Source organism: Crossiella sp. CA198 (genome assembly GCF_052078295.1).
Lineage (GTDB): Bacteria > Actinomycetota > Actinomycetes > Mycobacteriales > Pseudonocardiaceae > Crossiella.
In genome coordinates this window covers 1-24,651 of the sequence record NZ_JBQJIM010000055.1, presented here as the reverse complement: position 1 = coordinate 24,651, position 24,651 = coordinate 1, and the positions used below count along the sequence as shown (strand labels likewise).

The 24,651-nt window shown below is 70.6% G+C and carries 21 protein-coding genes; 8 read left to right on the top strand and 13 right to left on the bottom strand.

The window, feature by feature from the left end; translation table 11 throughout:
• The first annotated feature begins 262 nt into the window (after nucleotides 1-262).
• On the top strand, nucleotides 263-3,232 hold the full coding sequence (locus ACTOWY_RS44020; protein ID WP_441315557.1) for a hypothetical protein: 2,970 nt from the start codon (nucleotides 263-265) through the stop codon (nucleotides 3,230-3,232).
• A gap of 59 nt (nucleotides 3,233-3,291) precedes the next feature.
• Here the strand turns inward: ACTOWY_RS44020 and ACTOWY_RS44015 are convergent, their stop codons facing one another.
• Both ACTOWY_RS44015 and ACTOWY_RS44010 read right to left on the bottom strand, forming a co-directional pair.
• Nucleotides 3,292-3,651, bottom strand: a complete 360-nt coding sequence (locus ACTOWY_RS44015; protein WP_441315556.1) for an FKBP-type peptidyl-prolyl cis-trans isomerase — start codon at nucleotides 3,649-3,651, stop codon at nucleotides 3,292-3,294.
• Between the two features lie 66 nt (nucleotides 3,652-3,717).
• A complete protein-coding gene (locus ACTOWY_RS44010; protein ID WP_441315554.1) occupies nucleotides 3,718-4,575 on the bottom strand; it encodes a polysaccharide deacetylase family protein in 858 nt (285 codons plus the stop codon).
• Nucleotides 4,576-4,721: 146 nt separating this feature from the next.
• Between ACTOWY_RS44010 and ACTOWY_RS44005 the strand changes: the two genes are divergently transcribed.
• The 3 genes from ACTOWY_RS44005 to ACTOWY_RS43995 all read left to right on the top strand — a co-directional run bounded on the left by ACTOWY_RS44005 (nucleotide 4,722) and on the right by ACTOWY_RS43995 (nucleotide 9,107).
• Nucleotides 4,722-5,024 (top strand): winged helix-turn-helix transcriptional regulator, encoded by a 303-nt coding sequence (locus ACTOWY_RS44005; RefSeq protein WP_441315553.1) that lies wholly within the window; start codon nucleotides 4,722-4,724, stop codon nucleotides 5,022-5,024.
• Between the two features lie 233 nt (nucleotides 5,025-5,257).
• Nucleotides 5,258-5,602 carry a hypothetical protein gene (locus tag ACTOWY_RS44000; protein WP_441315552.1) on the top strand — a complete coding sequence of 115 codons (345 nt, stop codon included), beginning with the start codon at nucleotides 5,258-5,260 and terminating at the stop codon, nucleotides 5,600-5,602.
• Entirely contained in the window at nucleotides 5,595-9,107 is a 3,513-nt protein-coding gene (locus ACTOWY_RS43995) for a hypothetical protein (protein WP_441315551.1), read from the top strand. The genes ACTOWY_RS44000 and ACTOWY_RS43995 overlap by 8 nt, the downstream gene beginning before the upstream one ends.
• Before the next feature lie 24 nt (nucleotides 9,108-9,131).
• On the opposite strand, the gene der is transcribed toward ACTOWY_RS43995, so the two are convergent.
• From der to ACTOWY_RS43970, 5 genes are all read right to left on the bottom strand, one after another.
• Nucleotides 9,132-10,538 (bottom strand): ribosome biogenesis GTPase Der, encoded by a 1,407-nt coding sequence (gene der / locus ACTOWY_RS43990; protein ID WP_441315550.1) that lies wholly within the window; start codon nucleotides 10,536-10,538, stop codon nucleotides 9,132-9,134.
• Complete coding sequence (locus ACTOWY_RS43985; RefSeq protein WP_441315549.1) at nucleotides 10,535-11,221, bottom strand: lysophospholipid acyltransferase family protein; 687 nt, start codon at nucleotides 11,219-11,221, stop codon at nucleotides 10,535-10,537. The genes der and ACTOWY_RS43985 overlap by 4 nt, the downstream gene beginning before the upstream one ends.
• Nucleotides 11,218-11,967: a (d)CMP kinase gene (gene cmk / locus ACTOWY_RS43980; protein WP_247762198.1), complete on the bottom strand. Its 750-nt coding sequence runs from the start codon at nucleotides 11,965-11,967 to the stop codon at nucleotides 11,218-11,220. The genes ACTOWY_RS43985 and cmk overlap by 4 nt, the downstream gene beginning before the upstream one ends.
• A 203-nt stretch (nucleotides 11,968-12,170) precedes the next feature.
• On the bottom strand, nucleotides 12,171-12,932 hold the full coding sequence (locus ACTOWY_RS43975; RefSeq protein WP_441315548.1) for an SDR family NAD(P)-dependent oxidoreductase: 762 nt from the start codon (nucleotides 12,930-12,932) through the stop codon (nucleotides 12,171-12,173).
• A gap of 239 nt (nucleotides 12,933-13,171) precedes the next feature.
• Nucleotides 13,172-13,588 (bottom strand): MarR family winged helix-turn-helix transcriptional regulator, encoded by a 417-nt coding sequence (locus ACTOWY_RS43970; protein WP_441315547.1) that lies wholly within the window; start codon nucleotides 13,586-13,588, stop codon nucleotides 13,172-13,174.
• A 69-nt stretch (nucleotides 13,589-13,657) separates the two neighbouring features.
• Here ACTOWY_RS43970 and ACTOWY_RS43965 point away from each other — a divergent pair, with 69 nt between their 5' ends.
• On the top strand, nucleotides 13,658-14,140 hold the full coding sequence (locus ACTOWY_RS43965; protein WP_247762192.1) for a cation:proton antiporter regulatory subunit: 483 nt from the start codon (nucleotides 13,658-13,660) through the stop codon (nucleotides 14,138-14,140).
• 5 nt (nucleotides 14,141-14,145) lie between these two features.
• Nucleotides 14,146-15,321, top strand: a complete 1,176-nt coding sequence (locus ACTOWY_RS43960) for a cation:proton antiporter (protein WP_441315546.1) — start codon at nucleotides 14,146-14,148, stop codon at nucleotides 15,319-15,321.
• 72 nt (nucleotides 15,322-15,393) lie between these two features.
• Here the strand turns inward: ACTOWY_RS43960 and ACTOWY_RS43955 are convergent, their stop codons facing one another.
• The 5 genes from ACTOWY_RS43955 to ssuE all read right to left on the bottom strand — a co-directional run bounded on the left by ACTOWY_RS43955 (nucleotide 15,394) and on the right by ssuE (nucleotide 21,077).
• On the bottom strand, nucleotides 15,394-16,443 hold the full coding sequence (locus ACTOWY_RS43955) for a glycoside hydrolase family 19 protein (RefSeq protein ID WP_441315545.1): 1,050 nt from the start codon (nucleotides 16,441-16,443) through the stop codon (nucleotides 15,394-15,396).
• A 35-nt stretch (nucleotides 16,444-16,478) separates the two neighbouring features.
• Nucleotides 16,479-17,432 (bottom strand): alpha/beta hydrolase, encoded by a 954-nt coding sequence (locus tag ACTOWY_RS43950; protein WP_441315544.1) that lies wholly within the window; start codon nucleotides 17,430-17,432, stop codon nucleotides 16,479-16,481.
• 85 nt (nucleotides 17,433-17,517) lie between these two features.
• Nucleotides 17,518-19,197 (bottom strand): chitinase, encoded by a 1,680-nt coding sequence (locus ACTOWY_RS43945; protein ID WP_441315543.1) that lies wholly within the window; start codon nucleotides 19,195-19,197, stop codon nucleotides 17,518-17,520.
• Between the two features lie 157 nt (nucleotides 19,198-19,354).
• Entirely contained in the window at nucleotides 19,355-20,512 is a 1,158-nt protein-coding gene (locus ACTOWY_RS43940; protein ID WP_441315542.1) for an LLM class flavin-dependent oxidoreductase, read from the bottom strand.
• Nucleotides 20,513-20,522: 10 nt separating this feature from the next.
• Nucleotides 20,523-21,077 carry an NADPH-dependent FMN reductase gene (ssuE, locus tag ACTOWY_RS43935; RefSeq protein WP_441315541.1) on the bottom strand — a complete coding sequence of 185 codons (555 nt, stop codon included), beginning with the start codon at nucleotides 21,075-21,077 and terminating at the stop codon, nucleotides 20,523-20,525.
• Nucleotides 21,078-21,391: 314 nt separating this feature from the next.
• Between ssuE and ACTOWY_RS43930 the strand changes: the two genes are divergently transcribed.
• Nucleotides 21,392-22,087, top strand: a complete 696-nt coding sequence (locus tag ACTOWY_RS43930) for an alpha/beta hydrolase (RefSeq protein WP_441315540.1) — start codon at nucleotides 21,392-21,394, stop codon at nucleotides 22,085-22,087.
• Nucleotides 22,088-22,187: 100 nt separating this feature from the next.
• A complete protein-coding gene (locus ACTOWY_RS43925; protein WP_441315539.1) occupies nucleotides 22,188-22,979 on the top strand; it encodes a lysozyme in 792 nt (263 codons plus the stop codon).
• Between the two features lie 21 nt (nucleotides 22,980-23,000).
• On the opposite strand, the gene ACTOWY_RS43920 is transcribed toward ACTOWY_RS43925, so the two are convergent.
• A complete protein-coding gene (locus ACTOWY_RS43920; RefSeq protein WP_441315558.1) occupies nucleotides 23,001-24,281 on the bottom strand; it encodes a carboxylesterase/lipase family protein in 1,281 nt (426 codons plus the stop codon).
• Nucleotides 24,282-24,651: the final 370 nt, after the last annotated feature.

The following is a 24,651-nucleotide window of genomic DNA, read 5'->3' as shown; positions in this document are numbered from 1 at the left end:
TACTGAAGGAGGCCTCGTCGGGTCGGTTGTGTGTGGTAACTCAATCCAACCCGACGGGGCTCTTCACGTTCGAGGGAAGGTCAACTCCCGCGAGTTACGGACACAACTTCTGGCAACCCGCTTAGCGGGCGGACTCGCGGTCGTCCTTCTGGCCGGTCTGACCCCACCGGCCTCGGCGGCCGAACCGGCCATCACCTTCACCGATCCCCAGCTGAGCAGCGCGCTGTTCGCCACCGCGGTCCGGATCAAGGAGAACGGGGCGGTGCACGACAAGACCGTGCTGGCCTCCGCGGCCCTGCTGGACTGGCGGGTGAAAAACCCGGCCGCCGATGCCACCAGGCTCGGCGCGCACCTGACCAGCGTGCGCACCGCCTTCGACGCCCAGTTGTCCCGGCTGGACCAGGAACGCCCGCAGGCCGAACGGCTGCGCAGGCTGATGCAGATCACCTACGCCACCCCGGACACCGCGATCACCGGCACCCAGCTGACCGCGATGCTCGGCGTGGTCACCGGCCGGGACCTGGCGCAGGTGGTGCTGACCAGGGTGCAGCGGCTGACCGGCGCGCAGCAGGGCCTTGACCTGGACGCGGCGTACGCGAAGGCGCGGGCCGGGTTGTGGACCGCGGTGCACGACCGGGCCAGGACCGACGCGGTCTTCGCCGCCGTGTGGCGCGCCCAGCTCGGCGCGGCCGCCCCCGGCCAGCCGTTCAGCCTGGACCCGGCCGCCACCACGGCCACGCTCAAGGTCATCCCCGCGGTGCGCGAGCAGGTCGACCTGGACGCGCTGGTGACCAAGGCGCAGACGGGCAAGACCGCCTTCTACACCGAGGTGCTGCGCCAGTTCGCGCTGCTGCAGGCCAAGTACGACAACCACAACGGGCAGCTGGTCCAGCAGGTCAAGACGATGAGCCTGAGCGAGTCCAGGCCGGGCAGCGACACGGTGGCGCCGCCGCCGGAGAAGGTCGAGGCGGCCAAGAAGGCCCAGGCGAGCAGGCAGCAGGCCATCGACAAGGTCAAGGGCGGCCTGGACTTCATCACCGGTGTGGCCAAGTACGTCGACCCCGGCTTCGGCAACAAGATCGCCCAGTATGTGGAGACCGCCTACCAGGTCGCCACCACGACCAATACGTTGATCACCGCGATCGGCACGCTGGCCTCGGCCACCGCGATCGGCGCGGGCACGCTGGGCTACGTCGGCGCGGTGATCGGCGCCGTGGTCGGGCTGGTGCAGATCTTCGCCGGGTTGTTCGGCGGCAGCAGCGGCGCCGACCAGGCCGCGCAACAGCAGATCATGAACGCGCTCAACGCGGGCTTCGCCAACATCAACGCGAACCTGAAGACCCTGCACACCACGATGAACACCCGGTTCGACCGGGTCGACCAGGGCCTCAACCTCATCTTCCAGACCATGCAGCTCAAGTTCGGCGAGGTCATCGAGCTGATCAAGAACGTCGGCGCGAACGTGCGCGAGGTGCACGAGCAGTTGCTGACCCTGCAGTCGACGGTGCAGGACTACAACAAGGCCCTGCTGGACGGGATCAGCGACAGCAACAAGGACGAGTTCCTGGTCGCGGCCGGGCAGTACGTGGACTACCCCTTCTACAACAACGGGGCCACCCTGCCGACCTACGCCAACCACTACGTGCCAGCGGTGTCCCGGTTCCTGGCCATCGCGAACAACACCGCGCGCAACAACAACTTCGCCTACCAGGACCTGAACCAGCGCGATCCGCGGATCGCGCTGACCGCCAAGGGGCCTGCCGGGGCCATCGACTGGCTGGCCAACCACGCCAACGCGAGCTACGGGACCAGCTTCGCGGTGTCCGCCTCCCCCGGCAACGTGCCGAACGCGGACCTGTGGGCGCAGGGCGCGCGGGCCTACTACCTGACCGCGCTGCAGAACCCGGCCTTCGCCGGTCAGGAAGGCCCGGCGCAGAACCGGGCGAGCGAGATCATCGACAACGGCAAGCTGATCCGCGACCGCGCCGCCCAGTTCAGCACCCCGGCGCCAGGCACGGGCAGCCGGATCAACCCGGTGTTCCAGAAGCTGGTCGACGAGTACCTCAAGCGGCTGGGCGAGTTCACCAAGAACGTGGGCGGGCTGGCCAGGACCACGCCGGTGATGGACGCCGGGCGGGAGTTCAGCCTGTTCGACGACGCCAACCAGGCGTTGAACCCGGAGCAGCTGGCCAAGCTGATCGACCGGCCAGCCGAGTCGAAGGGGTGCGGCAACCCGCAGCTGACGGGCCCCACCCCGGCCTTCGTCGACGGCAAGAGCCTGCCGCAGGCGTTCCAGGTGGGCCGCTACATCGAGCCGCGATGGCGGCTGGACGTGTGCGTGGACAACCCGACCTGGCTGCGGGGCCACAAGAGCTTTCTGGGCAGGCGCACGGTGAACGGCGTCGTCTACATCAGGTACCAGGCCAAGGCGATGCTGGAGGTGGAGTTCCGGGAGCGGGTGGCGAGCCCGGAGTACGGTCCGGTGCTCGGCCGGATCAACCACGCCCGCAAGGAACTGCGCTGGTGCACCTGGGAGGAGGAGGAAGGCCGCCCCGAGGAGCCGAACTGCCCGCTGCCAGCGCTCGACCGGGCGATGGCCGACCCCGCGCCGTTCACCCTGCGCGCGGCCGCGAACGTCGACGGCGCCGGGGTGGCCGAGACCACCCGGCTGCTCAGCTCCCGGCGGGCCGCCTTCTACGACCTGGTGGCGCACCGCACCAACGTGGACGGGGTGGGCGAGGCGGTGGAGCTGAACAAGACCGTGCGGCTGTACCAGGCCTACGCCCAGGTCGGCCTGCCCAGGGCCACCGCGACCGATGACCAGTTGCACGCCCTGCTCTTCGGCATGCACGGCCTGGCCGCGAACACCCCTGGCCTGCCGATCCTCTCGGCCGTCTACGCCAGGGCCGCGCAGCTGGAACGGGCGAACAACGGCAACGGGCCACTGCGGGTGGAGTTGCTCGACGACGCGGAGGCTGGCAGGCCGCCGATGGACTGCGCGGTGTTCCGCCGGGCGGGCAAGGATCCGATCAGCGACTGCCTGCTGGGTGTCGCAGGCCACCGGGGTGACCGGATCAACGCCCGGATACACTACCACTTCAGCGGCCTGGTGAACGGAACCCAGACGGAGACCCTGCCGCTGGTGGACGAGGCGATCACCAACCTCGAACTGGCCCGCCAGTACGCCCGCACCAAGTATCCGGCCGGGGTCGCGCCGCGCTCCGGCGGCTGACCGCGGACACGCCCGCACCCCGCGAGTGATCGCGGGGTGCGGGCGCGGTCAGCCCAGGGTCAGCGCGTGCCGACCAGGTCGATCACGAACACCAGGGTCTTGCCGGAGAGCCGGTGCCCGGCGCCCGCGGGGCCGTAGGCGAGGTCCGGCGGGACGGTGAGCTGCCGCCGTCCGCCGACCTTCATGCCGGGGATCCCCTGCTGCCAGCCCTGGATCAGATTGCGCAGCGGGAACTCGATGGTCTCGCCGCGGTTCCAGGAGGAGTCGAACTCCTCACCCGTCTCGAACTCCACGCCGACGTAGTGCACCTCGACCGTGCCGCCGGGGGTCGCCTCCGCGCCCTCCCCCACCGTCAGGTCGGCCACCACGAGTTCGGCAGGCGGCTGGCCACCCTGGAAGTCGATTTCCGGCTTCGTCATGCGTCGGATCCCTTCATCTTCTCACCGTCAGCGGATCGCGCCCACCGTAGCCGCCGGGGCGCGGGCTCACGACACGGAGCGGTAGTGCCCGGCGATCTCGTCGCTGGTGGTCAGCCAGACCCCGGGGTGGTTGACCACGTACTCCAGTGCCTCCTCCAGGTACCGGTGCCGGAACGGCTGGTTGATCACGAACGGGTGCAGGGCCAGGGCCATCACCCGGCCGCTGTCCGCGGAGTCGGCGTAGAGCTGGTCGAACTGGTCCTTGACCACCCGGACGAACTCGGGCCCGCTCAGGCTCTTGCCGAGGAACAGGCCGATGTCGTTGAGTTCCACCGAGTACGGCACGCTCAGCAGGCCGGGCACGGTCAGCGGGTACGGCTGATCGTCGTTGGTCCAGTCCAGCACGTAGCCCAGTCCCAGCTCGGCCAGCAGCGCGGGCGTCTGGAAGGTCTCGGTGAGCGCGGGCCCCATCCAGCCGCGCGGCCGGCGGCCGGTGTGCGCCTCGATGGTGTCCACCACTTCGGTGAGGTAGGCGCGTTCCTCCTCCAGGGTCATGCCGGCCTGCAGGGTGGAGTTGTTCTTGCCGTGCGCCAGCCAGGTCCAGTCCCGCTCCCGCCCGGCCTCGATGATCCGCGGATACCGTTGCGCCACATCGGAGTTGAGCAGCACGCTGGCCCGCAGGCCGAGCCGGTCCAGGGTCTTGATCAGCCGCCAGATGCCGACCCGGGGGCCGTAGTCGCGCCAGCCGTAGTTGAGCGGGTCCGGCGCGAGGTGCGCGGTGCCGGCGAAGATGCTGGTGGAAGGCCGGTCCACCAGGTAGTGCTCGACGTTGACGCCGAGGTAGAAGGCGACCCTGGCGCCGCCGGGCCAGTGCAGCGGCGGCCGGTCGACGATCGGGCTGTACTCGAAGGGCGGGTTGTCCATGCCGCCATGCTCAAACCTTCACACTGATGTGAAGGTCAAGCGGGCAGTCCGGTCTACCCGGCAACCACGCACTTTTCGGTACGTACCTGGGGAGAACGAGCACGGCGACACGCCCGAGGCGCTATCACCGCGCGGGCGGGTTGGCGGTGGAGATCATCGACGGCCGGTGGAAACCGGTGATCCTGGCCCACCTCAAGGAAGGGGTGCACCACTACGGCGAACCGCGCCGCCGGATGCCGGGGGTCAGCGAGAAGACGCTGACCCGGCAACTCCGCCAGCTGGAGGCCGCTGGCCTGGTACGACGGGAAAGCCTGGGCGGCAAGGCGCCACACGTGGAGTACCGGCTCACCGCCGAGGGCGACGCGCCCGGCCCGGCCCTGACCGCCCCGCACGCCTGGGCTGCGGACCGGGCGGCCGGCCGCGGCATCGCCTTCGAACCGCTGCCGTAACCGCGCTACGCGAACCCGGTCGGCAAAACTCGTTCGAGCGAGCTGTTCGAACTCGCCAGAAGTCGAGCCCAACTCCCGATACGCTGTCGCATCGTGGGCCTGTCCCTCCCCCCTTTGGCGGGCCCACACCGGGCGCTGGTCTGCCCATCCCCCCTGGCCGGCCAGCGCCCCCCGGAGGCGGGACACTCGTCACCGAGTGTCACGCCCCGTGGCGGACGTGCGAGGGTAGGCGGATGAACCGCGGTCGACTCGTCCTGGTCCTCACCCTGCTCGTGGTCGCGGGCCTGCTGGCCTGGCTCGCGCTGAGCCGCTGGGACGACGCCAACAAGATCGCCACCACCGCCTCCGCGCTGGGTGCGGTGGCCTCGGTCGGCATCGCGGTCTGGGCGGCCCTGCGCACGACCAGGCCCGGCGGCACGACGATCCGGGTCTCCGGCACCGGCAAGGCCACCGCGACCGGCTCCGGCAGCGCGAACACCGGCATCCGCGGCAAGCCCGACGGCGCCGCCGAGGCGAAGAACACCGGCGAGGCCAACTCCAGCGGCGGTGACGCCAACACCGGGATCCGGCTTGACTGACCAGCCGCACCCCCGCCGGGTCGAGGTCACCGACACCGGCCCGGCCACCAGCTCCGGCGGCTACGCCAACACCGGCGTGCACATCGGCGACGTCAACCTGCTCACCGGCGTCCCGGTCCGCACCAACTACCGCCACCAGGTAAGACGGATCGCACCCCCACAACTCCTGGACCGCGAGCGCGAACTCGCCGAGCTGGCCGAGTTCTGCACCTCCCCCGACACCGCGGGCCGCTACCGCTGGTGGCAGGCGAGCGCCTGGTCCGGCAAAACCGCCCTGCTGTCCTGGTTCGTGCTGAACCCGCCGCCCGGCGTGCGGGTGATCTCCTTCTTCATCACCGCCCGCCTGGCTGGCCAGAACAACCGATCGGCCTTCCTGGACAACCTCCTGGAACAACTCCTCGCCCTACTCGGCGAAACCGTGCCCCCGTTCCTGACCGAGTCCACCCGCGAACCCCACCTGCTGGCCCGCCTGGACCACGCCGCCCAGCTCTGCCAGGACCGCGGCGAACACCTGATCCTGCTGGTAGACGGCCTGGACGAGGACCGAGGCGTCACCACCGGCCCCGACGCCCACAGCATCGCCGCCCTACTCCCGGACACTCCCCCAGCGGGCCTGCGCGTCCTGGTCGCGGGCCGCCCCAACCCACCCGTCCCCGCCGACGTCCCGCCCCACCACCCGTTGCGCACCAAGGACATCGTCCGCCCCCTGGCCCCCTCCCCCGCCGCCAAGGCCATCCGCCACGAAATGGAACGCGACCTGCACGCCCTGCTCAACGGCACCCCACTCGAACAGGACCTCCTGGGCCTGCTCACCACGGCAGGCGGCGGCCTGACCAAGTTCGACCTGGCCGAACTGACCACTTGCTCACCGTGGGAGGTCGCCAGTCACCTCAACACGGTGACCGGCCGCAGCTTCGCCCGCCGCGACAGTCACTACTTCCCCGGAAACTCCCCCGAGGTCTTCCTGCTGGGCCACGAGGACATCCAGCTCACCGCCCAGGACATGCTCGGCCCCGCCCGCCTGGATGCCTATCGCGACCGGCTGCATGCCTGGGCGGACGGTTACCGCGATCGCGGGTGGCCCGCGGGCACGCCGGAGTACCTGGTTCGTGGCTATCACACGATGTTGATGGCGCTGGGGGATCTGGAGCGGCTGACCGCGCTGGTGACCGATCCGCGGCGACAGGAGCGGATGCACGAGTACTCCGGCAGCGACAGCAACGCCCTGGCCGAGATCGTGTCGGTGCTGGCGGGGCAGGTGGAGCGGGAGCGGCCGGACCTGACCGCGATCACCCGCCTGGCCATCCACCGCGACCACCTCAACGACCGACACAACAACTTCCCGGCCGGGCTTCCGGCGGCCTGGGCGATGGTGGGGCAGGTCAGCCGCGCCGAGGCACTGCTCCAGTTCCTCAGTCCGGCCAGCACTCGCCTCGACGGCGTGCTGTTGCTCGCGGAGGCACTCACCGATCCCGCCCTCCTTGTCGAGGCCACGTCACTGGCCCGCGGCCACCGGGACCTGCTTCGGATCGCGGAGGCGCACGTCAGGATCGGCGACCAGCGCCGAGCCGCCGCGCTGATGCGCCAGGTCGAAGATCAAGCCGCCGCCGCTGCCGAGGACCAGTCCGGGATCCTGCTCGACCTCGCGCTGACGCGTTTCCGTTGCGGCGAGACCGAATTAGCCATCGAGATCATCACCGCAGTCGAGTCTGCGCCCACTCGCCCCGATCCGGTGGACCGGGCCGAACAACTGATCGAGATCGCCGATGCCCGCGCCCGAACGGGCGAGGTGACCAGCGCGCGGAGGCTGGCCGTCGAGGCAGACCGGCTGCTGCACTCGGATCCAGACCACGATGAGCCCAGGCTGCTCGACAATCTGACCAGAGTGCTGGCGCGATGCGGAGACGCCGACCGTGCCGAGACAGTCGCCCTCGGCATCACCTTCTACTCCCGGGACGACGCGCTGCGGGAGGTCGCGATCGCCTTCGCCCGCGACGGCGACCTGAGCCGAAGCGCGGCGATCATCCTGAACATGGAGTACGAGAACTCGAAGGTCAGCACGATGGTGCTGGTCGCCGCGTACCTCGACCGGCAGCAGGCCCTGGTCTGGCTCGCCGACGCCCGCACTCTCGCCGATTCCATCGAGGACGCCTACGACCGGGCACTCGCCGAGGCCGAACTCACCACCGCGCTGATCCAGATCGGGGAACTGGACCGCGCCGAGGCCAACGCTCGCGCCATCGGGGATCCCCACGCGCATGCGACCTCGTTGATCGCCGTGGCGACGGCGCACGCGCGAGCAGGGGCGACGGATCAGGCGTTCACGCTGGTCAGCGATGCCTACGCCTACGTCAGGACGCATGGCGACCGGGTTCGCCTGGCGGAAACGCTGCTCGCCACCGCGCAGGCATGCAACCGCGCCGGTGACCACCCGCGGGCCGTACGCCTGCTGGGCAAGGCCGAGCCGTGGGCCCGGGGCAGCGACAACGGCGCCGGGCGGGGGAACCTGCTGTGCCTGCTGGCCGAGGCCCTGCTCGACGCGGGCGCGTTCGACCAGGCCACAAGCCTGGCCAACACGGTTCCCGAGGACTGGCAGACGGTGGCCGCCACCTACCTCACCGAGCACCTGGCCACCAGCGGTGACCTCCCGCGTGCGGAGGCGATCGCCCGGACGATCCCCGCCCACCGGGCCAAGTACTGGGCCTTGCTGACGGTCGCGGACGCCGGTGCGACCGAGCTGATCGACGAGGTCGAAACGCACGCTGACGAAGAGGACGATCCACTCTGGCGGGCGGAACTGCGCGCCCGCCTGGCCGAGAGCATGTCCACCCATAACGGACCGCGAGCGGCTGAGTTGGTCGACCGGGCCGTCGCCACCGCACGATCGCTGGCCTTCACCCATCTCCGGTTCGCGGCGCTGGCCTCGGCCGCGCTGGGACACGCCAGGCTCGGTCAGCACCAGGAATCGGCGGCGCTGCTGGCCGAGGTGGAACGCATCGCCCAACTGGCACCGCTGGATCTGCGGGTGAATTCCGAGGTGGTGCCCGGGGTCGTCGCCGGTCTTGCCCGGATTGGCGACTTCGACCGCGCGGAGCGGCTGGTCCGCGTCCTCCCCGACGGGCTGCACCGCAGCGCGGCGTTGAGCAAGTGCGTCCGGCACCTGGCGGCCTGCGGTGATCTCGCCCGCGCTGAGCGGCTCGCCAGGGACATCACCGTGCTCGATTCCCGGGTTCAGTCGCTGCTGGTACTGGCGCAGGCCGACCCCGCCCGGCGCGACAACCTGATCGACGAGGCGGAACAGGTCGCCGGAACAACCGGCAACCCGGACTTCCAGGCCGGAATGCTGATCGACATCGCCAGGCGCGCGCCCGAACGGGCGGTACGGCTGATCGCACGGGCGATCCAGCTGCACGACCTGGACAACGCCGTCAGCGAGCTGGTCCGCGTCCTGCCCAGCGCCGTCGACACCATCGAGCAAGAGCTGGCCGTGATCTCCGGCGACTGACCGCCGCCGGAGACCCGCCAAGACCTACTTCTTCCGCTTCTCCCGCACTCGCACCGACACCTGCACCGGCGTGCCCGCGAACCCGAACTCCTCGCGGAACTTGCGCTCGATGAACCGCCGGTAGCTGGCCTCCAGGAACCCGGAGGCGAACAGCACCAGGGTCGGCGGACGCACCGCGGCCTGGGTGGCGAAGAGGACCTTCGGCTGCTTGCCGCTGCGGACCGGCGGCGGGGTGGCCGCGATCAGGTCGGACAGCCAGGAGTTGAGCTGGCCGGTCGGGACGCGGCGTTCCCAGGAGTTCAGCGAGGTGCGCAGCGCCGGGGCGAGTTTGGCCACGGCGCGGCCGGTGAGCGCGGAGATGTTGACCCGCTCGGCCCACGGCACCCGCTTGAGGTCCCGCTCCAGTTCCCTGGTCATGGCCAGGCGGCGGTCCTCGTCGACCAGGTCCCACTTGTTGAAGGCCAGCACCAGGCCGCGGCCTGCCTCGACCACCATGGTGATCACCCGCTGATCCTGCTCGCTGATCGGGGTGCTGGCGTCCAGCAGCACGATGGCGACCTCGGCGGTCTCGATCGCGGAGTGGGTGCGCAGCGACGCGTAGTACTCGGCGCCCTGGGCGAAGTTCACTCGTTTGCGCAGGCCGGCGGTGTCCACGAAGCGCCAGACCTCGTCGTCCAGCTCGATCAGCGAGTCGACCGGGTCGACCGTGGTGCCCGCGACGTCGTGCACGACCGAGCGCTGTTCGCCTGCCAGCTTGTTCAGCAGGCTCGACTTGCCCACGTTGGGCCGACCGACCAGGGCCACCCGGCGCGGACCGCCCACCGGCGCGCGGAAGTCGTCCCGAGGGCTCTCCGGCAGCACCTCCAGGACCTTGTCCAGCAGGTCACCGCTGCCCCGGCCGTGCAGGCCGCTGACCGGGAAAGGCTCGCCGAGGCCGAGCGACCACAGGCCGGCCACGTCGGCGTTGAGCCGGTCGTCGTCGACCTTGGTGGCCACCAGGATCACCGGGCGGTCGGCGCGGCGCAGCAACCGGGCCACGGTCTCCTCGGTGGTGGTGGCGCCGACGGTGGCGTCCACCACGACCATGATCGCGTCCGCGGTGCGCATGGCGTACTCGGCCTGCGCGGCCACCGCGGCCTGCAGACCGCTGGCGTCGGGCTCCCAGCCGCCGGTGTCGACCACGTTGAAGCGGCGGCCGTTCCACATCGCCTCGTAGGTCACCCGGTCACGGGTCACCCCTGGCACGTCCTGCACGACCGCCTCACGGCGGCCCAGAATGCGGTTGACCAGGGTCGACTTGCCCACGTTGGGGCGGCCGACCACGGCCAGCACCGGCAACGGCTTGGCGCCGTCCTCGATACCGCCGTCCTCGATCGCGTTCTCCACCGCGGCCCAGTCGGCCTCATCAGTCCATGTGCCGTCCAGGCTCACGCGCTGTCTCCTTCTTGCTGCTCGGCGTTGCCCGGGTACCCGGCACGCATCACGTCCAACTCCGCGACCAGTTCGGCCAGGTGCCCGCGGATCACCTCGGTCGCCTCGGTCAGGGCGGCCTTGCCCTTGCCGGCCGGTAGCGCGAACGGCGTGCCGAAGAGCACGTCAACGCGCGGCCGGAACCGGCGCCCTGATCCTTCCGGACGACGGAAGCCACGGCACGCCACGGGCAACACCAGAGCGCCACCCGATCGGGCGAGCCAGGCCGCGCCGTTGGCGGCCTTGACCACCTCGCCGGTGCCCCTGGTGCCTTCCGGGAACACCCCGACCAGCCCGCCGTCGCGCAGCAGCCGCACCGCGGTCAGCAGCGGCGTCCGGTCCGGGGCGCCGCGGCGCACCGGGAGCTGGCCGAGCCGCCGCAGGAACTTGCCGAGCGGGCCCTGGAACTGTTCATGCTTGACCAGGAACACCGATCGGCGACCGAGCACACAGAAGAGTACGGGACCGTCCAGGAAGGCGGTGTGGTTGGCCACCATGACCACCGCCCCGGTGCGCGGGATCCGCTCCCTGCGGTGCAGGTGCAGGCGGTACGGGGTGCGCGCGACCACGGTGCCGAGGCCGCGGCAGAAGTCGTTGAACCAGGGCCAGGCGCCTTCGGGCAGGCCGCTGGGGCGTTCGGTCACGGCCCGGTCCGCTCCGGCACCGCGCTCAGGCCAGCCTGCTCCGCCAGTTCGACCAGGCGGGCGACCACGCCGTCGATGTCCAGTTCGGTGGTGTCGACCTCGATCGCGTCCTCGGCCTTGCGCAGCGGCGAGGTCTTGCGGGTCGAGTCGTAGGTGTCCCGGCGCTGCACGTCGGCCAGCACCGCCTCGACCGAGGCGGCCCGCCCGGCGCGCACGTCCTGGTCGACCCGGCGCTGCGCGCGGGCCTCGGCCGAGGCGGTGAGGTAGATCTTGAGGTCGGCCGCCGGGGCGACCGTGGTGCCGATATCGCGGCCCTCGGCCACGATCCGCCCGCCTGCGGCCACCACGTCGGCGATGATCTGCTGCTGCTGGGCCACGATCAGCTCGCGCACCGCGGGCACCGCGGAGACCGGGGACACCGCGAGGGTGACCTCGGGCCCGCGGATCTCGGCGGCCACGTCCTCGGTGCGCTCCAGGTCGGCCGGGTCCGGATCGGCCAGCTCGATGGTCGGCCCCAGCGGGTCGGTGCCGACCAGCATCCGGGTGCCCTCGACCACGGCCAGCACCTTCCCGGCGTCGTTCGGGTCGACTCCGGCCCGCAGCACGGCGAGGGTGGCGGCGCGGTACATCGCGCCGGTGTCCAGGTACCGGGCGCCGAGTGCGGTCGCGAGCCGCCGGGTGACCGTGGACTTGCCGGTACCAGCCGGACCATCCACCGCCACCACGCCACGCACGCCCTGTGTCACCGTGAGCCTCCTCGCCTACCCCAACAAGCGTCCGCCGGATATTGTGCCGCCTCGGCCGGGACCCGCCCGCACCAGCCGGAACACAACTGCCGGTCCGGCAGTCCCTGATGCCGTTGCCCCGGCACGGAAATCAGCTCACCAGCACTGATGTCCGGCCGGGACCAAGGTGGCAGCGGTCACATCACATCGGCCTGGCAGCCGGGCTAATCCTTGCCCCCGTCCACCACGATCTCGCTCCCGGTGATGCCCGCGGCACCCGCCGAGACCAGGAACCCGACCGCCGCGGCGACCTCCTCCGCCGTCACCAGTCTGCCGATCGGCGTGCCCGCCGTCACCCCGGCGATGGCCTCCCCGATCTCCAGTTCGGCCCGCTTGGAGGCGATCAGCCCCGGCGTGACCAGGTTGACCGTGATCCCCGCCCGCCCCACCTCCCAGGCCAGACTGCGTGACGCCCCGTGCAACGCGGCCTTGGCCGCCCCGTACGCGACCGCCCCCGGCAGCCCGCAGTGCACCAGCGTGGTGGAGATCGACACGATCCGTCCGTGCCCCGACGCCAGCATGCCCGGCAGCACCGAGCGGATCAGTGACAGCGTGCCCTCCACGTTGTGCCGCACCAGATTCCGCCAACTCGCGTCGGCGGCCTCGACAAAGGCGGCGAGGTCCGGCCGCCGGGTGTCCGGCTGCGGCAACGCGTTGTTCACCAGCACCCCGACCGGCCCGAACCCAGCCGCCTCGATCGCCCCGAGCAGGGTCCCCGCCCCGTCCGGATCAGCCAGCTCGAACGGCAGCGCCAGCGCCGGCGTCCCGGCGTCGCGCAGCTCCGCGGCCAGGGTTTCCGCCCGCTCGGCGGCCCGCTGGTAGGTCAGCACCACCGGATGCCCCGCCGCCGCCAGCACCCGGCTGATCGCCGAGCCCAGCAGCCCGGAACCCCCGGTGACCAGCGCGGTTGCCCCAAGTTCCGCCATGATGATCTCCCCAGATAGATAGTCGGCTATGTATTTACGCAAAAACCTGCAAGACCAGCCACACCCCGCCGAGTTGGCCAAAGTCGTACGCCGAGTTGGCCAAAGTCGTACGGCGAGTTGGCCAAAGTCGTACGGCGAGTTGGCCAAAGTGGTACACCGAGTTGGCCCAAGTGGGCGTGCGAGTTGGCCCAAGTGGTACGGCGGCGCGGATCACCACCTACTCATCCCTGAGTGGCCGCTCACTCACCGCCAAAGCTACGCCGCAACAACCGCACCAACTCCGCCCGCTCCCCCGCCGCGAGCCCCGCGCCAAGCCGCACTTCCGCCTCCCGCCAAGCCTCCTCCACCGCGGGCCGGGCCGCCCGCCCCCGCTCCGTCAACCAGATCCGCACCTTGCGCGCGTCCCGCTCGTGCGCACCCCGGCGCAGGAACCCCGCGGCCTCCAGGCGCTTGACCGCCTTGGCCACCGTGGGTTGCTCGACTCCCAGCCGTTGCACGAGTTCGGCCTGGCACAGGCCGTCCTCCTGCCACAGCTCGTCGAGCAGGAAGTCCTGCCCGGCGGACAGGCCGGCCTCGCCCAGCGCCGAGTCCAGTGGCCGTCGCCACCGTTTGAAGGCGGCGAGCAGTTGGTAGGAGTCGTGCCGTCGGAGGCTCACCCTGACGATGGTAAGGTTACATAGTCGGCTATGGATTCCGCAAGCCGCGCGACGAGTTAGGGTGGAAACGTGCATGTCGAGGTCACGCCACTGCCTGGTATCGGCACCCGTCAGGACTTCCTGACCAAGACCGGCCGCCGGATCGGGGTGATCACGCATCGGGACGGCCACTTCGAGCTGATCGCGTCCAAATCGGACGATCCGGACGCGTGTGTGGCCTCGATCCCGCTCTCCACCGAAGAGGCAGGCGCGCTGGCCAGTCTGCTGGGCGCGCCGCAGCTGGTGGCTCAGCTGCGGGCGGAGCAGAACGAACTCGCCGGGGTCACCACCAAGCAGCTCCCGCTCTCCCCCGGCTCGCCGTTCGACGGGCGTCCGATGGGGGACACCGAGCTGCGCTCGCGCACCGGCGCGTCCATCGTCGCGGTGGTGCGCGCGGGCAGCGTGCACCCCTCCCCCAAGCCGGACTACATCCTCGGCGGCGGCGACCTGCTGGTGGTCGTGGGCACCGGTCCGGGCCTCAAGGCCGCGGCGGACATCCTCGACAAGGGCTGATCCTGGTGCACCACACGGCTCTGGCTCTGATCGAACTCGGCGCGGTGTTCTTCGGCCTCGGTCTGCTGGGCCGGCTGGCCTGGAAGATCGGGGTCTCGCCGATCCCGCTGTACCTGATCGGCGGCGTCGCCTTCGGCAAGGGCGGCCTCATCCCGCTGACCGGCATCGAGGAGTTCACCGGCATCGCCGCCGAGATCGGCGTGGTGCTGCTGCTGTTACTCCTCGGACTGGAGTACTCGGCGAACGAACTGGTCACCGGGCTCAAGCGGTCCTGGGTGGCCGGGGTCGTCGACCTGGTCCTCAACGCCACCCCTGGCGTGGCCGCCGCGCTCATCCTGGGCTGGGGCCCGATCGGCGCGCTGGCCATGGGCGGGGTCACCTACATCTCCAGCTCCGGCATCGTGGCCAAGGTCCTGGGCGATCTGGGCCGCCTGGGCAACCGGGAAACCCCGGTGGTGCTGTCCATCCTGGTCTTCGAGGACCTGGCGATGGCGGTCTACCTCCCGGTGCTCACCGCCCTGCTGGCCGGGGTGAGCTTCTGGGGCGGACTGTCCACAGTGGGCATCGCCCTGCTCGCGGTCTCGGTCGTGCTGATCATCGCGATCAAGTTCGGCCGCTACGTCTCCACCCTGGTCGACAGCCCCGATCCCGAGGTCTTCCTGCTCCGGGTGCTGGGGCTGGCCCTGCTGGTGGCCGGACTGGCCTCCCAGCTCCAGGTCTCCGCCGCGGTCGGCGCCTTCCTGCTGGGCATCGCGATCTCCGGCTCCACCGCGGAGAACGCCACCAAACTCCTCGAACCGTTGCGGGATCTGTTCGCCGCGGTCTTCTTCGTGGTCTTCGGCCTCAACACCGACCCGCGCGACGTGCCGCCGGTGCTCGGCGTCGCGGTCGCCCTGGTCATCGTGACCACCGCGACCAAGATGCTCACCGGCTGGTTCGCCGCCGGCCAGCAGGGCATCGCCCGACTCGGCAGGCTGAGAACCGGCGCGGCCCTGGTGGCCAGAGGCGAGTTCTCCATCGTGATCGCGGGCCTGGCGGTCGCCTCCGGCGCGGTGGACTCGCAACTCGCCCCGCTCGCCACCGCCTACGTGCTGCTGATGGCGGTCTTCGGCCCGGTGGCGGCCCGCGTGGTGGAACCCTTGGCGCGCAAGGCGGTCGCCCTGCGGACGAGAACCGCCTGACGTACGAGTTGGCCCAACTCGTACGTCCAGTTGGGCAAACCTGGCGTACGAGTTGGGCCAACTCGGCGGAGATCAACAGTACAGGTTCCCGCCCGGGGTGACACCGATGATGTTGCTGAAGTTCTGGTAGGCGGTGACCCGGCTCTGCACCTGCGCCGGGTTCTTGCCATCGCACTCCAGCGACCCGTTGATGCTCCGGATCGTCTGCCCGAACCCGTGACCGCCGACCATCGCGTTGTGCGGGGTCATCGAGCCCGGCCCGTTCTGCGTGTTCCAGTACCAGAGCGCCGTCTTCCAGGCGATCGCCGGATCGTTCTGCACCAGCCAGGGGTTGCCCAGCAGGTCGATGCCCAGCGCGTCACCGGCGGCCTTGTAGTTGAAGTTCCAGCTCAGCTGGATCGGGCCGCGGCCGTAGTAGGCGGCCTGACCGGCGGGGCAGCCATACGGCTGGGTACGGTCGCAGTAGTGCGGGTAGTTGGCGGTGTTCTGCTCCACGATGTGCACCAGGCCGCCGGTCTCGTGGTTGGCGTTGGCCAGGAACGCGGCCGCCTCCTGCTTGCGCACCACATCGGTGCCGGTCTTGGCGAAGGCCGGGAACGCCGCGACCGCGTTGAGCAGGCCCTGGTAGGTGTAGAAGGGGTTCCGGCTCGGGAACATCTGGTTGAACTGGGCCTCGCTCACCACGAACGCGCCGGGGTTGCCCGGATCGCCGCCGCCGTCACAGGAGTACGGCTCCCAGTACCAGGTGCTGATCACCGGGTCGTAGCCCGGGTTCTCGTGCTTGGCCCGGTAGTACTTGCCGTCGGTGTAGCGCACGATCGAACCCGCGGCGTAGAACTGCCCGGCCACCCAGTTCGGGTGGTTGCAGCTGGGCGTGCCGCCCCCGCCGCCGCAGGCGCCCTGGTCGGCCCACACCGCCGCGCCGCCGGGGGTTTCGTTCTGGGTCCACCACTTCGCCGAGTAGTTGCGGCCGTTGTGCGAGACCTGGGCCCCGCCGGTGTACTGCTGACTCGCGTTCCAGCCCGCCGCGCAGGCGGCGGCCTCGGCCTGCGGAGTGGGCACGAACAGGGCGAGCGCACCCGCGACGAGTGCCGCCAGCGCCAGTCCGATGAAGCGTTTCATGGTGGCTCCTTCAGTGCTCTGCACAGGGATCAGAGTCATGCGCCGATGGAGCGGAGCAGCATCGGCAGGGAGTGCTTCAGGGCGCGCTCCCAGTAGGGCCAGTTGTGGCGACCGGCCCCGTACAGATCAGTGCTCAGCCGCACTCCGTTGCGCCGCAACTCCTTTGCCAGCGACACGGTCTGCTCGCCGAGCAGTTCCTCCACCCAGTCGTGGGTCGACCCCGGCGGGTCGAGCGGTCCGGGCCGTCCGTCGCCGGAGGCCAGGTACACCGGCGTGTGGCGCAGCCGGGCGGCCAGGTCGAACGGGTTGTGCGCGCGCCAGATCCGTTCCTGGGCAACGGGATCGCCCCACAGCGCGTTCTTGTCGAAGCCGCGTTCGGTCAGGATCCGCTGCACCAGGTCGGTGCCGCGGGAGCCCTGGTACCGGGTGTGCACCACGCCGCTGTACGCGGCCGCGTAGCTGAAGAAGCCTGGATGCCTTGCCGCGTAAGACAGTGCGCCGAACCCGCCCATGGACAACCCGGCCACCGCACGCCGCTGATTGGCCCGGAACTCCTTCTCCAGCAACCGCTTCAGCTCACCCAGGTGGAATCTCTCCCAGGCCGGTCCGTCGCCCAGCCAGTTCGAGTAGAACCCGGCCGCGCCGCCCTCGGGCATCACGATCAGCGCCTGCGCGCCCGCGGTGGCGGCCGCGCCGTCCATGTTGACCGTCCAGGACCGGTACCCGGTCTCGCCCTCGCAGCACCCGTGCAGCAGGAACAAGGTCGGCCAGCGCCGCCCCGGCTGCTCCCGGTACCCGGCGGGCAACAGCACCCGGACGCCGACCTCCTTGCCGCCCAAGGCATCCGAGCGCACCGCCAGCTCGACCAGCCGATCGGACAACGTGGTGGAGCGGACGATCCGCGCCCCGCTCTCCGCCGCGGTGGCCGGGACGGCGAGCAGGATGTTGAGCAGCAAGGCGAACACGAGTAGCAGCGCGCGAAGTCGCATGGAATCCCCCTGGTGGCGTGGGTGATGGGGCGGCCCGCGCAGCCGGATGGGAGTGCGGCTGCGCGGACCGCCGGTCAGGGACAGCTCAGCCGAGCGAGTTCAGATGCGGCTTGACCGTGTTGGCGAACTGCTTGCCGTTGCTGTGATCCCAGTTGATCGACCAGGTCATCACGCCACGCAGGTTCGCCGCCGCGGCGCCGGGCTTGAAACCGCCGCAGCTCTGCAGCTTGACCAGGCAGCTGGCCGCGTTGTTCACCACCGAGGGCGAGACGTACCCGCTGCCCGCGCCGCTGGTGGAGGCTGGCACGCCGAGCGCGACCTGGTCCGGGCGCAACGTCTTGAGCAGGATGCAGGCCTGCCCGGTGATGAAGTCGATGTTGCCCTGGTGCACCACGCCGCCGTTGCAGTCGTTCATCGACCCGGAGTTGTAGTACTGGGTGTGCACCACGGTCAGGATGTCCTTGGTGGCCTCGATCAGCGGCATGTACCGGCCGCCGGGCTGCACGTCCAGGGTCTGCGGGGCCATGGTGTAGATGAAGTTCGCGCCGAAGGTGTTGCGCAGCTGACGGACCGCGTTGGCCACGTTGCCCGCGTGCAGCCCGTGCTCCAGGTCGATGTCGACCCCGTCCACGCCGAACTTGCGGATCAGCGCGGTCATCGTCTCCACGAACGCGCCGATGTTGGCCGCGTTGCTGAAGTCCACGTTGCCCTTCTCGCCGCCGATGGAGAAGACGAATCGCTTGCCCTGGGCCTTTTTCGCCGCGATGTCGGCGATCATGTCCGCGTCGCTGTACCCGCCCAGCGCGCTGGACAGGCCGGGGTCCACGCTGAAGCCGACCGCGCCGGGCCGGGTAGTGAGCGCGTCGGCGAAGGCGATCGCGATCAGGTCGTACTGCGGGTCGATGTCCCGGATGCGCAGGTTCGCCGCGCCGTTGACGAAGTTCTGCCAGTACCCGGTCAGGATCCGTTTGGGCAGCGGCCCGCCCGGGTTGCCGGTGCCGCCGGTGGTGCTGGCAGCCACCGCGCCCGAGCGGGTGGACTCACCGACCGTGTTGTAGGCGCTGACCTGGTAGGAGTAGCTGGTCGACGGGCTCAGGCCGGTGTCGGTGTAGGAGGTCCCGGTGACGCTGCCGACCCGGCTGCCGCCGCGGTAGACGTGGTAGCCGGCCGCGCCGGAGACCGCCGACCAGGACAGCGAGATCGAGGAGCTGGTGGGCGAGCCAGCGGTCAGCCCGCCGGGGGTGGCGGGGGCCTGCGGGTCGGGATCGCCGGTGCCGGGCGGGCCGGTGAGCGCGACATCGTCGACGAAGTAGGCGCCCTGGCCGTACCAGCCATGCGTGTAGATGGTGACCCGGCTGGTGTTCGCGCCGGTGGTGAAGCTGGTGGACAGCTGGGTCCAGGCGCTGCTGCCCGGACTCCAGGTGCTCACATCGGTGCCGCCGGTGCCGCTGGCCCCCAGGTAGGTGTAGCTGCCCTGCACCCACGCGGTCAGCGTGTAGCTGGAACTCGCCTTCACCGGCACCGACTGCGAGCAGCGCGCGTTGTCCTGCCCGGCCGGGGTGGTGGTCAGCGCGGCCGAGCCGGAGCGCACCGGCGCGGCCACCGTGCTGCCGCCCGCGGTGCAGGTCCAGCCCGCGGTGCTCTGTTCGAACCCGGGATTGGCCGCCAGGTTCGGCTCGGCCGCGAGCGCCGGGACCCCCAGTCCCACCGCGGCCGTGGCCATGGCCAGAAGTCCCACCAGCAGTTGCTGACGTCTGCGCGTCACGACAACCTCCACACCTCGCGAGCAACGGACAACCGTTTGGCGGCGGTGTGTTGCTCTCGGCGTGGAGCCGTGTTGTAGTGCGGCTCACACCGAGACTGGCGTGAACCCAAAATGGACTAGACCACTCGGTCGTGTCAAGAGTGTGAACGGAACCGGCCTACCGATGTGCGGCGGTGTGGGCGAACGGGATGGCGGCGACGGGCTGCGCCGTTTGGTCGAATGGGTTGCGCCACAAGCCTCTGCGGGCAAGCACCGGGAGCACGCCCTCGCCGAACCAGTAGGCCTCCTCCAGGTGCGGGTGCCCGGAGAGCACGAACTCCTCGATGCCCAGGGCGTGGTACTCGGCGATCCGGTCGGCGACCTCCTCGTGACTGCCCACCAGGGCGGTGCCCGCTCCCCCGCGCACCAGGCCGACCCCGGCCCACAGGTTCGGCGAGATCTCCAGCCCGTCGGTGGATCCGCCGTGCAGTGCGATCATCCGCCGCTGTCCCTCGGACTCGCTGCGGGCCAGACCCTGTTGCACAGCCTCGATCGTGGCCGGATCCAGGGCGTCCAGGAGCCGTTGCGCCTCGGCCCAGGCGTGTTGCGCGGTGTCCCTGGCGATCACGTGCAGCCGGATGCCGAACCGCACAACGCGTCCCGCTTCGGCGGCCAGTGTCCGGATCCAGGCGATCTTCTCCGCGACCTGCGCGGGTGGTTCGCCCCAGGTGAGGTAGACGTCGGCGTGCCGGGCGGCGACCGCGCCGGCGGCCGGGCTGGAGCCGCCGAAGTAGATGGGCGGCACCGGATCCGGCACCCTGGTCAGTTCGGCGCCCTCCACGGCCAGGTGCGCGCCGGTGTGGTTGACCCGCTCGCCGCGCCACAACCGGCCGACGATGTCCAGGAACTCCCCGGTGCGGGCGTAGCGCTCGTCCTTGCCCAGGAAGTCGCCGTGTGCGCGCTGTTCCTGGCTTTCCCCGCCGGTGACCACGTTGAGCAGCAACCGTCCGCCGGAGTGCCGCTGGTAGGTGGCGGCCATCTGCGCGGCCAGCGTGGGTGAGAGCAACCCCGGCCGGAAGGCGACCAGGAACTTGAGGCGTTCGGTGACCTCGGTGAGCATCGCGGTGGACAGCCAGGCGTCCTCGCACCAGGCCCCGGTCGGAGTGAGCGCGCCGGCGAAGCCGAGTTGTTCGGCGCTGCGGGCGATCTGGCCGAGGTAGGCCAGGGTGGCCGGGCGGGCGCCGCCCGCGGTGCTGGTGTGCACGCCGTGGCCGCCGCCGACCAGGTAGCGGCTGTCGCCGTAGGTGGGCAGGAACCAGTGGAAGGTGAGGGTCATCGGAGTCCGATCAGCCTGCCGCGAGCAGTTCGCCGCGGCGCCGGTGCACCGCGGTGGAGAAGGTGTCCACAATGGACAGAAGAGTGCGTTCGGCGTCCTCGGCGAGCGCGATCCCGGTGCCGGTGCGCTCGATGTGCTTGTCCAGCACGAAGTAGCCTTGCACGATGTGGTGCGCGCCCAGGGAGTTGAGCACCGGCCGCAGCGCGTAGTCCAGGGCCAGGACGTGCGCCGGGCTGCCGCCGGTGAGCAGCGGCAGCACCACCTTGCCCGCGAAGGCGAACTGCGGCAACAGATCCAGCAGTGCCTTGAGCACCCCGGTGTAGGCGGCCTTGTACACCGGAGAGGCGACCACCAGGCCGTCCGCCTCGGCGATGGCCCGCACCACCTCGGCGATCCGCGGGTGCCGCGCGTCGGCGGCGAGCAACGCCTCGGCGGGCAGGGCGCGCACCGCGATGGTGCGCACCCGGTGTTCCTGCCCGCCCAGCCGGTCGGCGAGCTGTTCGGCCAGGGCCGCGGTTTTCGAGCTGGTGGAAGGACTTCCGGAGATCACCAGGATCGTCGGCATGCGCTGCTCCCTAGCTGAGTTCGTGCCGGTAGGCCGCGCCGCGGCCGGCGATGCGGCGCACCTGGCTCAGCGCGTACTCGAAACCGTCGCTCTCCGCGAGCACGGCGAGTTTCCTGGACTAGCTGAGAGAATTCGGACAGCCTTGGGCGGCGACACGGACGAGGTCGACGTGCCGGCGCCGGACGAGAGGCGTCGAAGGGGACACGCCATTGATGGCAACAGGTCCGGGTGGCACTGTCAACGGCGCGTCCCGGCGAATCCCGTTCCCTGGGACGTGATTGACCGGCCCCCGGCCAATTCCTAGCGTGCGAATCATGAACCGGGGAACCCTGGTCGTCCTGCCCGGCCGTGGCGAGCACGCCGACCGCTATTCGAGGTTGACCGCGCGGCTGGCGGTCGACGGCTACCAGGTGCGGGTCGCGGACCTGCCCGCGCCAGAACCAGCACTCGCTCTGTCCCGCGTGCACACGCTGGCCAAAGCGACCGAGGGGCCGCTGTACCTGCTCGGCGCGGACACCGGCGCACTGCTCGCGCTGCACGTGGCGCGGTTCGAGCCTGCGGTGCGCGCGGTGATCGCCGCGGGTGTGCCCGGCGGCGCGCTACCGGCCGACGGCGAGACCCTGGACTTCGACGACGAGCTGAAGCTGCGGCTGCACAGCGCGGAGGCGCGGGGCGAACTGGCCGCCGACGAGCGGCTGCGGCGCGGCGAGCTGCTGCGCACACCGGTGCCGCCCGCGCTGGCCGAGGCGGCCCTGGCCGGCGGGCCGGACCTGCCGGTGCTGGTGCTGCACGGCGATGCGGATGTGCTGTGCCCGCCGCTCACCGCCCGGACGCTGGCCCTGCGGCTACGCCAGTCACGCTTTGTCACCGTGGCCGAGAGCAGGCACGACGTGCTGCACGACAGCCATCACCGGAGCGTAGCGGCACAGATCGTGCAGCTGTTGGAGCAGACGAGGACCAGTCGCTACTCCACTCCGGCGCTGCGCGTCTCGATTCGGTCGACGTTCTGACACCGGGTCCCCGGAAGGGGGGACAAGGCGGCACCAAGATCGGGTGATTCGCCGTGGTGCCGCCCGGCGGAATCGGACAGCACCGCTTACCGTCCGCGACATGACCTTCTCTACCCCGGGTGCAAGGTCGTGCAAGCTGGCGACCATCGCACTGCTGCTGTTCGCCGCGGCCGCCCCTGCCCAGGCCGCGGAATCCGGCGCCGAACGCGCCTTCGCCGGCGCGGGCGCGGCCGAGACCAGGGACGGCACCGTGTACCAGCCCAGTGGCAAACCACTCGGGCTCGACGTCAGTGGCCATCAGGGCCAGGTGAACTGGACCGACGTCAAGAGCAAGGGCGCCACCTTCGCCTACGTCAAGGCGACCGAGGGCACCGGGTTCAAGAACCCGCAGTTCACAAACCAGTACAACGGTTCCTCCGGGGTCGGGCTGATCCGCGGCTCCTACCACTTCGCGCTGCCCGACCGCTCCGGCGGCGCGGCCCAGGCGAACTACTTCGTGGACAACGGCGGCGGCTGGTCCGGCGACGGGCGCACCCTGCCCGGTGCGCTGGACATCGAGTACAACCCTTACGGGCCAACGTGTTTCGGCAAGAGTCCGGCCGCGATGGTGAGCTGGATCCGGGAGTTCAGCGACCAGTACGTCAAGCGCGCCAAGCGGCATCCCACCATCTACACCACCACCAACTGGTGGAAGCAGTGCACCGGCAACAACCCGGATTTCGGCAAGGACCACCCACTGTGGCTGGCCAGGTACGCCGAGGCGCCGGGGGAACGGCCCGCGGGGTGGAACTTCCACACCTTCTGGCAGTTCAACGACAAGGGCACGTTCCCCGGCGACCAGAACGAGTTCAACGGCACCCTGGACCGGCTCAGGGTCTTCGCCAAGGGCTGACCCCGCGCCGGGGATCCAGGGTCAGCCGCCCAGCCAGCGGACGAACGGCGTGTCGTCGGTGAACGGCGGCCAGCCCGGATCCCCGTTGGCGGCGAAGGAGGTCCAGCTCTGATTGACCGCGCGGGCCAGGTCCCGCGGCGGCGCCTCGCCTTCCAGGGCCGAGTGACCCAGGTTGTCGAAGACGAAGCCGAGTTCCAGTCCGTGCGCGGCTCCCGCGCCGGGCACCGGCGAACGCCAGCCGAACTCGTAGACGTAGGTGGCCGCGGCGCCTGCCCTGGACTCGGCCAGCGCGTACACCGGTTCCCGGAAGATCAGCTCGGTCAGCGCGGCCGCGGCCGCCTCGTCCTTGGCCAGCAACAGGAGTTCGTCGGAGTTGGTGCCGATCAGCAGTTCGGTGTCCCGGCCCGCACCGGCCAGCACGGCTTGGTACGGGTGGTGTGGCAGGACCTCCCCGTCGAGCACCGGTCCGAAGGCCATCGAGGAGCTGGCCACGGATTCGCCCCAGCGCAGCGGATCCGGATCCGCCATGACCGCCAGGGCCAGCGCACTGGACAACTCGGCCAGCCGCCCCGGCGCCACCGTGGCCAGTCCGGCCGCGGTGGCCGGCACCCCGGCCTGGTCCGCGAGTTCCTTGGTGATCCGTTCTGCGTCCACAGTGGACAGTGCGGAGCGGGCGGCCACGCTCTGCACCACGGCCCGCCGCAGCAGCCCGGTGTCCAGTGACAGCAGCGACAGCACCGCACTGGCGCCTGCCGAGCCGCCGCTCACCGTGACCCGGTCCGGATCACCACCGAAGGCCGCGATCTCGCGCTGGACCCACTCCAGGGCGGCCCGCTGGTCCAGCAGCGCCCGGTTGGCCGGGGCGTCGGGCAGATGGGCGTAGCCCTCCGCGCCGAGCCGGTAGTTGAACGAGACGAACACGATCCCGTTGGCCGCGAACGCCCGCCCGTCGAAGATCGGCTGGGCGGCGGACCCGGTGACGTGCGCGCCACCGTGGATCCACACCAGCACCGGCCGCCGCGCGTCGTCCACGCCCGGCGTCCACACGTTGAGGTTGAGGTATTCCGCGCCCGGAATGGCCGGTTCGACCAGAAACCCCAGTCCCGGCCCAGGCAGGCCCGCCGCGGGCGCGGTGGCACCGAACTCGGTGGCCGCCCGCGCCTCCGCCCACGGCCGCACGGGCCCCGGCGCGGCGAACCGCCCGATCCCCTGCGGGGCGGAAGCGTAGGGAATACCCAGAAAACGGACGATTCCGTCGGCACTCTGTCCCCGGACCCGACCGTGGGATGTGGCCGCCAGCACCTCGGTCACCGCGTGGCCCCCTGGAACCACGGCGGCGGCAGGTCCGGCGACCCAGCCCTGATCGGAAAGCCCTTACCCCCCGGACACGCAACCTTCATCGGTCTTTCCTCGTTCTTCTGGCGCTCCTGGAGCCCCCAGCCAGGCATCCGGCCGTCCTCCACAACGCAGCATAACCAGGAAAACCAACCGACCGGTCACCTTGTTCCAAGCTTCGAATTAACTGATCCAGCGTGTTGGCCGAACGGCGGTTTCTAGGGGTCGTTGCGTGACCTGACCCCCCAGGACACCCAATGACCTTCTCCATCCGCCTCGACCGCACCCCGCACGGCTCAGCACCACTGCTGGCCGAACGAGCCGAGTACTTTCGGTT

Bases quoted from the DNA above. Each gene is read 5' to 3' on its own strand.
- ACTOWY_RS43940 (WP_441315542.1), bottom strand. From the start codon at position 20,512: ATGACCCTCACCTTCCACTGGTTCCTGCCCACCTACGGCGACAGCCGC.
- ACTOWY_RS43955 (WP_441315545.1), bottom strand. From the start codon at position 16,443: ATGAAACGCTTCATCGGACTGGCGCTGGCGGCACTCGTCGCGGGTGCG.
- ACTOWY_RS44010 (WP_441315554.1), bottom strand. From the start codon at position 4,575: ATGGACAACCCGCCCTTCGAGTACAGCCCGATCGTCGACCGGCCGCCG.
- ACTOWY_RS44015 (WP_441315556.1), bottom strand. From the start codon at position 3,651: ATGACGAAGCCGGAAATCGACTTCCAGGGTGGCCAGCCGCCTGCCGAA.
- ACTOWY_RS43930 (WP_441315540.1), top strand. From the start codon at position 21,392: ATGAACCGGGGAACCCTGGTCGTCCTGCCCGGCCGTGGCGAGCACGCC.
- ACTOWY_RS43975 (WP_441315548.1), bottom strand. From the start codon at position 12,932: ATGGCGGAACTTGGGGCAACCGCGCTGGTCACCGGGGGTTCCGGGCTG.
- ACTOWY_RS43950 (WP_441315544.1), bottom strand. From the start codon at position 17,432: ATGCGACTTCGCGCGCTGCTACTCGTGTTCGCCTTGCTGCTCAACATC.
- ssuE (WP_441315541.1), bottom strand. From the start codon at position 21,077: ATGCCGACGATCCTGGTGATCTCCGGAAGTCCTTCCACCAGCTCGAAA.
- ACTOWY_RS44000 (WP_441315552.1), top strand. From the start codon at position 5,258: ATGAACCGCGGTCGACTCGTCCTGGTCCTCACCCTGCTCGTGGTCGCG.
- ACTOWY_RS43925 (WP_441315539.1), top strand. From the start codon at position 22,188: ATGACCTTCTCTACCCCGGGTGCAAGGTCGTGCAAGCTGGCGACCATC.